5 protein-coding genes and 1 pseudogene are annotated in these 9,650 nt (G+C 40.9%); 2 read left to right on the top strand and 4 right to left on the bottom strand.

The genetic code is table 11. The features are described 5' to 3' along the window. Window positions 1-180: 180 nt before the first annotated feature. From EWV84_RS21750 to EWV84_RS21740, 3 genes are all read right to left on the bottom strand, one after another. Window positions 181-3,060 (bottom strand): UPF0182 family protein, encoded by a 2,880-nt coding sequence (locus EWV84_RS21750; RefSeq protein ID WP_287080010.1) that lies wholly within the window; start codon window positions 3,058-3,060, stop codon window positions 181-183. Window positions 3,061-3,195: 135 nt separating this feature from the next. Next, the gene (locus tag EWV84_RS21745) at window positions 3,196-4,422 is read right to left on the bottom strand and encodes a glycoside hydrolase family 10-like protein (protein WP_287080009.1); all 1,227 of its coding nucleotides are present in this window, start codon (window positions 4,420-4,422) and stop codon (window positions 3,196-3,198) included. 64 nt (window positions 4,423-4,486) lie between these two features. Beyond that, on the bottom strand, window positions 4,487-5,614 hold the full coding sequence (locus EWV84_RS21740) for an ABC transporter permease (protein ID WP_287080008.1): 1,128 nt from the start codon (window positions 5,612-5,614) through the stop codon (window positions 4,487-4,489). Window positions 5,615-5,698: 84 nt separating this feature from the next. On the opposite strand from EWV84_RS21740, the gene EWV84_RS21735 reads away from it, so the two are divergent. After that, on the top strand, window positions 5,699-6,634 hold the full coding sequence (locus tag EWV84_RS21735; protein ID WP_287080007.1) for a 2OG-Fe(II) oxygenase: 936 nt from the start codon (window positions 5,699-5,701) through the stop codon (window positions 6,632-6,634). Between the two features lie 69 nt (window positions 6,635-6,703). Here the strand turns inward: EWV84_RS21735 and EWV84_RS21730 are convergent, their stop codons facing one another. After that, entirely contained in the window at window positions 6,704-8,902 is a 2,199-nt protein-coding gene (locus tag EWV84_RS21730; RefSeq protein ID WP_287080006.1) for a phosphoketolase family protein, read from the bottom strand. Window positions 8,903-9,119: 217 nt separating this feature from the next. On the opposite strand from EWV84_RS21730, the pseudogene EWV84_RS21725 reads away from it, so the two are divergent. Next, a pseudogene (locus EWV84_RS21725) lies at window positions 9,120-9,533 on the top strand (RNA-guided endonuclease TnpB family protein); the annotation flags it as partial. Window positions 9,534-9,650: the final 117 nt, after the last annotated feature.

Below are 9,650 nucleotides of genomic sequence, written 5' to 3'. Positions count from 1 at the left end.
CACAGAATTAATTGCCCACTTTTCTAATTAAAAGCATAACTCAATCCTTTGATGATACTGGATTTTAAAATTGGCTGATTAACCAGAGCAGGCAATTTTCTGGGCAAATTCGGGGATATGGAGGATTGTTCTGGAACCAACATCAGCTTTCTTGCTAATTTGTGGCCAATTAGCGGCAATTTAGCTCTGATGACCTGAGAATAGCTTTTCTAAAGCTTCCTTCAAGGTTGGTTCCATGACAATTTTATTTTGATAAGCAACTGTTACTCTAGCGATTGTCGGGACACTATTTTGGTCTGCCACTAGATACAAAGGTTCTACATAAAGCAGAGATTGTTCAATGGGAATAATTAATAGGTGTCCTTGCAAAACTTTAGAACCGTCCCGATTCCAAAGGGAAATCTGTTGAGAAATATCTGGATCTTGGTTAATTAAAGCCTCAATTTGATTCGGTCCATACACTAACCTTTGTTTAGGAAATTGATAGAGCAATAACTTACCATACTCTCTATCATCTGAACGCGCTGCTAACCAAGCGATTAAATTTTGCCGACTAGAGGGAGTATAGGGATGGAGGAGAATAAATTCTTCTTTGTCGGAATCGGGCAGTTTCATGATTAAATAATAGGGTGATACAGCCTGGGGTTCCGTGCCGTAAATTTCTAGGGGAATTTCCCATTGATCCTCCCGATTATAAAATACTTGCGGATCGGTCATGTGATAGGTTAATAATCTTTCCGCTTGGGTACTAAATAAATCTTCGGGATAACGGATATGACTGCGGATAGTTTTTGGCATTTCTGCTAAAGATTTAAAGAGATGAGGAAAGATTTTACTCCAGGTCTGAATGATTGGATCATTTTCATCGGCAACATAGAAATTCACCGTTCCATGATAGGCATCCACTACCACTTTGACCGAATTGCGAATATAGTTAAATTTATCTTTCCCCGGGTCAGAATAGGGATAGCGATTGCTGATAGTATAAGCATCAATAATCCAATGTAATTTACTACTACTATCCCCCACATCTGCCGCTACTAAATAGGGGTTGCGATCATAATTTAAAAAAGGAGCGATAGTTTGCACGCGATTTTGGATATCACGACGCATTAATAAGCGAGTTTCGGGAGTAAAATCTTGGCTAAATAACATTTGCCAATCCCGCAGATAAAGGGCAAATAGCCAACGTCTCCACCCCGTCCCCACTAGGATTCCTCCCTTACCATCGTAGGTGTTATAGACATTTCCATCCCCGCTAGGAAAATCCAATTCTTCTACGGTGGTGGGAGTCATCACATAATTATTAGTTAATTCCCCGTAGTAAATGCGGGGTTTACCAATGGGAATACTATAATCAATTAATTCGCTAGAGGTTTGTAGGGCCCCTTCGTCTTTATTTGTGCCGATATCTTTGACAAAATAGTAGGGTAAACCCCCGGCAGCCACTAAATTAACCGGGGAAAGAGTGAACCCATAACCGTGGGTATAAACGAGATGTTTATTCACCCAAGTATTAGCAGAAGTGGGAACCGCACTATAATCTAATTCTCTAGCGGCAATAATGGTCTGTTGTTTTTCAGATATTTGACGTTCCTCGATTTTTTCAGGCAGTCCTACTCGTACCCTATAGCGATCAATATCAGCATCGGGGAATTTATAATATAAGCGAATTTGCTGTAATTGTCGGTTAGTTTCTAGCAGTGGTTTGGTGTCCCAAAGACGAATATTATCGATAGTTAGATGGTTTCTCTCTAAAACTTCGGCATTTAATTCGGCCTGTGGATCGAAAACTTGGGCATCAATTCTATCTAAGGAGAAAGCTGCTCTTGTGGATTGAATACTTCTTTCAATATAGGGTCTTTCTCTCACTAATTCATTCGGTTGTACGATTATTTTTTGTAATGCTCCACTGATAATTGTGCCACTTGTCCAAACAATTAAATAGAGAAATACAGGAACTAAGTAGGGAGAAAATACCAACTTTTTCCTGGTAGTTTTGTGTAATTTGCGACGGTTTATTTTACCAAATAATGCTTTTTCTCCTAACCATATAGAGGTTATTCCTGCAATAGTTCCCAGAATAATTTCAATAAATTGGCCAACATGAATATCGATATAACCCGCACCATAAACTACTCCTTCGGGAGAATAAAGTAGCAGGTAACGCTGAATAATATGGTGTAATACTAGCAGCCCCATTAACCCACTCCACAGGGCGTATAAATGACGCAGTTGCGGACGGGAAAACCCCGGAAATGTTCCCAGAGAAAGACTATCGGCCGAAAAAAGATAGGTTAAACTAACAGCAAAAAGAGTATATATTCCCACACCACCGAGCCATAATTCTAGTAACTGCCACAGGGGTAATTGAAAGATGTAAAAACCTAAATCATTCCCGTATTGAGGATCGTTAATATTGAAAGGAACACCATAAAAATATTTTAAAAAATTCGCCCACTGCCCAGCAATAATAAGAGATAGCATTACAGTGAATACTATAGATATTATTCGCAAAAAATACTCGGTTTTAATTAATAATCCCAAGACTAAAAGAGCGATAATTACCCCTTGCCACAGATTACTGGAAATATCGGTTAATACTTGCCTAATCCAAACTATTTCCAGAGGAGAACTTAGGGAAGAACTAAGGTTAGGGAGATTAAAATCTGGTGTCCAGAGACTGAGGGCTAGTTTACTGTAATACAATAACATTGACCCGATCCAAGCTCCAATTCCCGTTGCGATAATCAAAAGACCGAGTAAATTAATACTAGGAGATTGAGAACTAAGAGGATAACTATCTTCCCGGGGTTTTTGCCAACGAAAACGCTGGGCTAAACGTAAATTAGTAAAAATAAAGAGTAGAGAAAGAATCGCACTTCCCCAACCTAATCCCAGTTGCCAAGATAATTGCTTCAGGAAAGTGTTTAAATAACCCATCTCGGTAAACCAGAGGCTATTGGCTACCACTAATATCCCCAACTGCCCGATCACAAGGCAGCCAAGAAACAGTAAAATAGGTTTAGCGATCGAGCTTCGGTTAGATCTGATCAGCATGGATAAAGTGATAAAAGAGAGTCTTCTTTCATTCTAGCGATTTTAGTTTCTCCCGGCTGCTTTTTCTTAGTTTAAAGATAAACTTAAGAAACTATAGCGGGGTTAGGGCGATAATTTCGCTTAAAGTCAGCAATTTTAGCTAGGATTAGCAGACTGGAGTATTTCCCGAAAAATCCTGCGTCGATAGGAAGGAGATTCATTGCTGATATTCCATAAAGTTTCGTAGAAAAAGAAAGAAACACCAAAATTTTGTTGTCTCGATTTTTCCACTTGTTGAGTAATATTAACCATCGGAATCGGACGACCTTTTAAACCAGATAAAATCCCAATAGCCACGGGGATAGATTCTCTAGCTTGCTGTAATTCTGGTTGCGATAATTCCCAGTCAAAGGCGTTCATATCAGTTCGATACACTTGTACTATTAACTCATCAATCAAGTTTTTTTCTTGCCATTTTTGCCAATCTAAAAGATAGGATTCTAGGGAGAAAGTGTAGGGATTAGGAGATAGGGAAATAATCGCTGTAGGTTGGCGCTTTTTAATCGTCTGGGCTAAACTATTCATATAGTCAGTAATTTTATCGGCCCGCCATTGAATCCATGCTTTATCTTGGTAATCTTGCGGTGGTAATTGTCCCGAATGTTCCCTTTGATAGAGTTTAATCGTGGTTTCATCATAGCCAAAATCGGCGGGATAACCAAAATGATCATCAAACTGAATTCCTTCTATATCGTAGTTAGTAATAATCTCGCTGACTAAATCCGTAATAAAGTTTTTTACTTGCGGATGTAAGGGATTTAACCACACCCGTTGATGCACTTTTCCTTCCCACCAAATCACACTTTTATCCTGTCTTTGGGTTAACCAATCGGGATGTCGTCTTGCTAATTCTGAATCCGCAGGAGCCATAAAACCAAATTCAAACCAGGGAATAATTCTTAATTTTTTCCGATGACCTTGGCTAATTATTTCCTCTAAAAAGTCGCGATTTTTTAAAGATTCATGGGGATCGATCGCTCGTCCCGTAACTTTTTCTGCTACCTTAGAAGGATAGAGTGTATAACCCCAATTCCAGACCGTGGGATAAATAGTGTTAAAGTTTAAATCAGCCAACCTATTAAGGGCATCTTTTAGGGTTTCCGGTTTCAATAACACTTCACTATCGATATTAGTTAACCAAACTCCACGAATTTCGGTTTTTTCTTGGGTTTTATTGGTCGATTGTGCGGGAAAATTAAAGGTTATCGTCATGATAAAAGCAAAGATAATTAAAAATATTAACCAGCTTATTTCCCCGTATCTTTGACTATAAATCACCAAACTATCGGCGAAATTATTAAAAGTTTTACTGATTTTATTCATAATGGGAAGTGGGGAAGTGGGGAAGTGGGGAGACTGTTCACTGATAATGGCTAAAATAACTAAATTATCTCTCTAAATTGCGAGGATCTAGGGCATCGCGTAAACCATCACCGAGTAAATTAAAAGCTAAAACGGTGAGAATAATTAACAAAGCAGCTGGCCAAATTAACCAGGGTTGTAGAACAATAATTGAGGCATTGGTAGCCAGAGAAAGCATATTTCCCCAACTAGGATCTGGTTGTTGAATTCCCAAACCAATTAAACTTAAAACCGATTCGGCCACGATAAACCCCGGCACAGCTAACGTAGCAGAAATAATGATATAACTGGCAGTTTGGGGCAGCACATGACGCAGAATAATATAAAGGGGTTTTGCTCCCATAGCTTTAGCGGCCTGGATAAATTCCTGTTCTTTCAGGGATAAAACTTGACCGCGAATTACCCGCGCTAATCCCGACCAACTGATAAAAGAAGTAATCAGGACGATTAATAAAAAGCGCTGGGTGCTGGTTAATCCTGCGGGTAAAACTGCCGCTAGGGCCACGAGTAAATATATGCCGGGGATAGTCATTAAAACTTCCACAAAACGCATTAAAATCGCATCTAACCAACCGCCAAAATAGCCAGAAACGCCACCGACAAATAAACCGATAGGGAAAGAAATTAAAATCCCGACCAAACCGATAAATAAACTAATTCTGCCCCCGAAAATCAAGCGACTAAAACTATCGCGTCCCGATTCGTCAGTTCCCAATATATTGATTCTACCATCGCCGATGACTCCGAACAGATGGAGATCAAAAGGGATACCGGGGAATAAAGTTACTTCCTCCCATTTTGGCGGCAAAGGTAGGCGAATTTGACCTAAATTATAGGTTTCACCCTTAACCAAGAGACGCAGCGGCAAGGGTTTGTTAAAATCTCTCATTAGCTTCCGCTCACCAGTTTCTATATTAATAGCACTTTGAGTGGTGGGATAGACGTGGGGGCCAATCCACTCACCCTTGTTACTTCCCGACTGCGAGCGCCAAAAGATTTGAGTGGGGGGTAGGAGAGACTGACCGGGTTGGGAGGAGTAGGGAGAGTAGGGAGCGACAAAATCCGCCGCAATTACGCTTAAATAGAAGATTAACAGTAAAACTGCTCCCCAACGGGCGAGAGGATTATCTTTGAGTTTGTGCCACCAGTCCATAGGCGATTAGGTCAATAGGAGAGTTAATCTTTATTTTGCTAGTTTGATTGCTATAATTTATCATACCAACAAAAAAGCTGTCTAATGTTTATTAATCCCCCTGTTTATGAGAAATCTTCTGTCTATCGTCAAGATTTTGAGACAGCGCAACCGTTTAAGCATTTGGTCATCGATAATTTTTTAGTTGGGGAGCAAGCGCAAATTTTGCTGGAAAATTTTCCGAGTTTTAATCCGCAAAAAGCCATTAGTGAGTTAGGAAAAGTTGGCGGCAAGGCGGTTAATGAGGATTTAATCGGTTTAGGGGGTATTTATCAACAGTTTGGCCGCTACGTTCAAGCTAAAGAGTTTTTAGAGTTAATTTCCGAATTAACCGGTGTCGATAATTTAATTCCAGACCCTAGTTTTTATGGGGGTGGAACCCACGAAAATTTACACGGTCAAGAATTAGACCCTCACATTGATTTTAACTTCGATGAGCGTCATTGGTATCATCGCCGCTTGAATTTATTAATCTATTTAAATCCCCAATGGCAAGCAGATTGGGGAGGGAATCTAGAGTTACATTCCAATCCTCGTCAACCGGAAGAAAATAAGATTAAATCTTTTCTACCTATCTTTAATCGTTGTGTTATTTTTGAAACCAATGAATATTCATGGCATGGATTTTCTCAGATTAATTTACCAGAAAATCAACGGCATTTATCGCGTAAATCTCTTTCTATCTATCTCTATACTAAAGAACGTCCGGACCAGGAATTATCACCATCTCATACAACTTTTTACATCCCGCGCCCGCTGCCAGAAAATATTCAACCCCATCAAGTTTTAAGCTCAGAAGATTACCAACAAATTAAAATTTTACTGAAAAGACGGGATGATTTAATTCGTTTTTATCAAGATAGAGAACTGAAAGAATCTCAGGATTTAGTTAGTTTAAGATCCCATATTAAACGCTATCTATCCCTCCAATATCCTCGCCTATGGAAAATGATTAAAAGTTTATCCCGTTGGCGAAAGTGACCTGAGGAAAAAATCCCTACTTTCCAATCAGAGAGAGTAGGGAATAATCAAAAAAAACTAACTGGGAACTTAACCTAATAACTGGGTAGCACGCGCAGTTAAAGCATTGGCAGTTAAGCCATTATAGGCCATAATTTCCCCAGCACTGGCGGTGGTTTCTCCCCGTTTCCAAGCGAAGACATCCCGACGCGCATTACTGCGTAACATAATCGGTTCTAACATGGCGCTTGTACCACCGGTTACTCCGATTAAAGCATCACCGGCAAAGAGACTGTCAAAACCAGCATCATCGAGGAAATTATTATCAGCTGCCGAGCTAGTTTCACTCATCACATCGCCAGGACGATAGAGACGACGGGGATTAATTACCGAGACGATTTTTACACCGATTCCCGCTGCTTCTAACTGTTGTGCAGACTCAAAGACGGGTAATAAAGTCATATCGCCAATGACGGCAAAAACGACTTTTTTACTGCCTTCCGATTCGTGGAGAATTACGCCGCCTTTTTCTAAAGCTTGACGGGTTTGCTCAAAAGTGGTTCGTACTGGTAAAGGCGATTTACTAGCGGTGATTGTAATGCCTTTATTGATAGTTCCTAACGCCCATTCATAACAGACTTGAATACTGTTAGCATCGCAGGGAAAGAGCGGGAAAATATTACCATTTCGCATCATAGCGGCGAAATAATTTTCAATCTCTGGGCGTTGGTGTGTCCAACCATTACGCCCTTGCTCCAAGGCTCCGGCGGTGAATAAAGTAATAGTAGAAGGGGTGGGACGACGTAACTCGGCCATCGCTTGGGTTACAGTCTGCCAAATCGGTAAACCATTGATAGCAAAAGACTCGTAGGAACACCATAAAGTCCGCCCTCCCAAGAGAGATAAACCGACGGCTAATCCAGCACAGGCATCCTCGCTTAAAGGCTCATAAACTTGACCGTTAGGTGCTTGGAAATAGGTATCATCGCTGGTGGGGTGAATAATCTTTAAACCGACGTTAATATTATTAATTCCCGAAGCGGCATTACCATCAGCATTAGTGACAACAAAATTGGGGTCAGCTTTACCCACAGCTACCACTAATTCCCCCATGGCAGTGGTGGCCACTTTTTTATCACCACCCACAGTATATTCGGTCATCGGTAAGGTTCCTAAATCTGGCAGCGGGAAGACTTTTTCCGTCACCACTGTTTCCACTGCCGGACCGCCTCCAGAGCGCTCGAAATTAGTACGAACAATTGCCCAAGCTTCAGGGGGTAAAGCGCGTTCTTGTAAGGCAGTAACGATATAATCTTTTTCTAAAGAATCTCCTGGATAAAGATTATGGGAAGCCGCTCCCCGTTTGTGAACTCCCGCCCCTTTAAGTTGTTTAATAATGATCACCGTTAGTTGGCCTCCTAAAGCTAATTGGGCGGCTTTATCCGTGGCCATTAACACCGCTTTCATGAACTCCAGACGCTGGTTAAAAGAGAATTTGGTGCTATCTACATATTCCCCATTTTGATTAGCATCATCGAAGTCTTTGGCATTAATTAAAATCACTTCCTCGAAACCATTACCGCGCCAATAGGCTTCCATTTCGGCGTTAGTTTTCAGGGACACCATGCTATGGTGTTCTTGGGAATAGCCATTCCAAACTAAAATCGGCAGAAAATTGGTAATTTCAGGGTAAGCAGTGTGAAAATGACCAAAACTACTCATAATGTACGGTTCTCCTAAACCACCATCCCCGATAGTCACAGGGAAAAGGGTATTAGGGTGTAATTTGGCCGCCGCCATGGCGAAATGTTGTCCTTGGCCCAAAGGACCGGCCGGCCCGAGCAGTCCGGGGATTTGTCCAGAAAGATGCCCTAAAAGTCCGTGTTTTTCCCGAAAACGTTCTCCCAATTCCCTGACGTTGCCGATGCCCATGGCTTCGAGAGAGCGATCGAGAAAGACGTTACTATAAAAACCGGGGGCATGATGGCCCACTTCGGTGAAAATATTTTTCTGGCCTAACATCATCAAAGAGGCAATCACGTCGGCAGCGCTGGCAAAACCGCCAGGGTGTCCCGATTCTTTGGTAGCGGTGATTTGTAGGGTGAGGTAACGCAAAGCATCGGCGGCTAGGAGGGTTTGATAGATAGCATTCGGGTCATTAGCGGCAATAATAGCGGTTTTTCCCTCAGCGATAGCGGCTTTTCCTGCATATTTATCAAATTCGGGTAAGGAAGCCCCAAAATATTTTATCCCTTGACAAAAATCGGGAATTGTGCTAGTAGCTGTCATAAAATTAATATACCCCTTTACATACAGGCAATCGTTAAAACTATCTTACCTAAAATGTCGGATGAATGCCCCCGCTACATTTTTCGACAAGATACTCAACAAAATTAGCGGGGGATGAAATCCGACCAGAATATCAACCGCGGAGCATCGATTTAATTCCACCATCTGTGGGTAAACTGTGTTATACCTAATTTAGCCAATGGTCGTGGATTGTTAGATGCTAGTCGTAGAAGCAAAGCTAAAAAACGGAACACCAGAGCAATATCACCGGCTCGATGAAGCTATCAGAACTTCTCAGTTTGTGCGTAATTCTTGTGTTCGTTATTGGATAGAAAATAAAGGAACAACCCGCAATGACCTCCAAAAGCTTTGTGCGGTACTAGCTAACAATAAAGAAACCCCTTGGGTTAATAAATTAAACTCTCAAGCTCGTCAATCGGCTGCTGATAGAGCCTGGCAATCAATTACTAGGTTTTACCAGAATTGTCAGGCTAAGATACCGGGAAAAAAGGGTTTTCCTCGGTTCAAAAAACATAGCCGTTCCGTTGAGTATAAACTAACGGGATATAAACTATCTGATGATCGACGTAAAATCAGATTTACTGATGGTTTTAAAGCAGGAGAATTTGATTAGACCTCTTGCATAATTTTTTTATGGTATAATATAAGGTTTTGCTTTTTTCTCAATTCTTAGATTGAAGTGGAAAAAAGAATAAAATGTGATCTTAGGTCAGGAAATCATCTATAA

It is taken from the genome of Microcystis sp. M_QC_C_20170808_M3Col (genome assembly GCF_007095505.1).
Taxonomy (GTDB): Bacteria; Cyanobacteriota; Cyanobacteriia; order Cyanobacteriales; family Microcystaceae; genus Microcystis.
This window is presented reverse-complemented; position numbering and strand designations above follow the sequence as displayed.

Coding starts and splice junctions, on each gene's coding strand:
- EWV84_RS21745 (WP_287080009.1), bottom strand. CDS start 4,422: ATGAATAAAATCAGTAAAACTTTTAATAATTTCGCCGATAGTTTGGTG.
- EWV84_RS21740 (WP_287080008.1), bottom strand. CDS start 5,614: ATGGACTGGTGGCACAAACTCAAAGATAATCCTCTCGCCCGTTGGGGA.
- EWV84_RS21730 (WP_287080006.1), bottom strand. CDS start 8,902: ATGACAGCTACTAGCACAATTCCCGATTTTTGTCAAGGGATAAAATAT.
- EWV84_RS21735 (WP_287080007.1), top strand. CDS start 5,699: ATGTTTATTAATCCCCCTGTTTATGAGAAATCTTCTGTCTATCGTCAA.
- EWV84_RS21750 (WP_287080010.1), bottom strand. CDS start 3,060: ATGCTGATCAGATCTAACCGAAGCTCGATCGCTAAACCTATTTTACTG.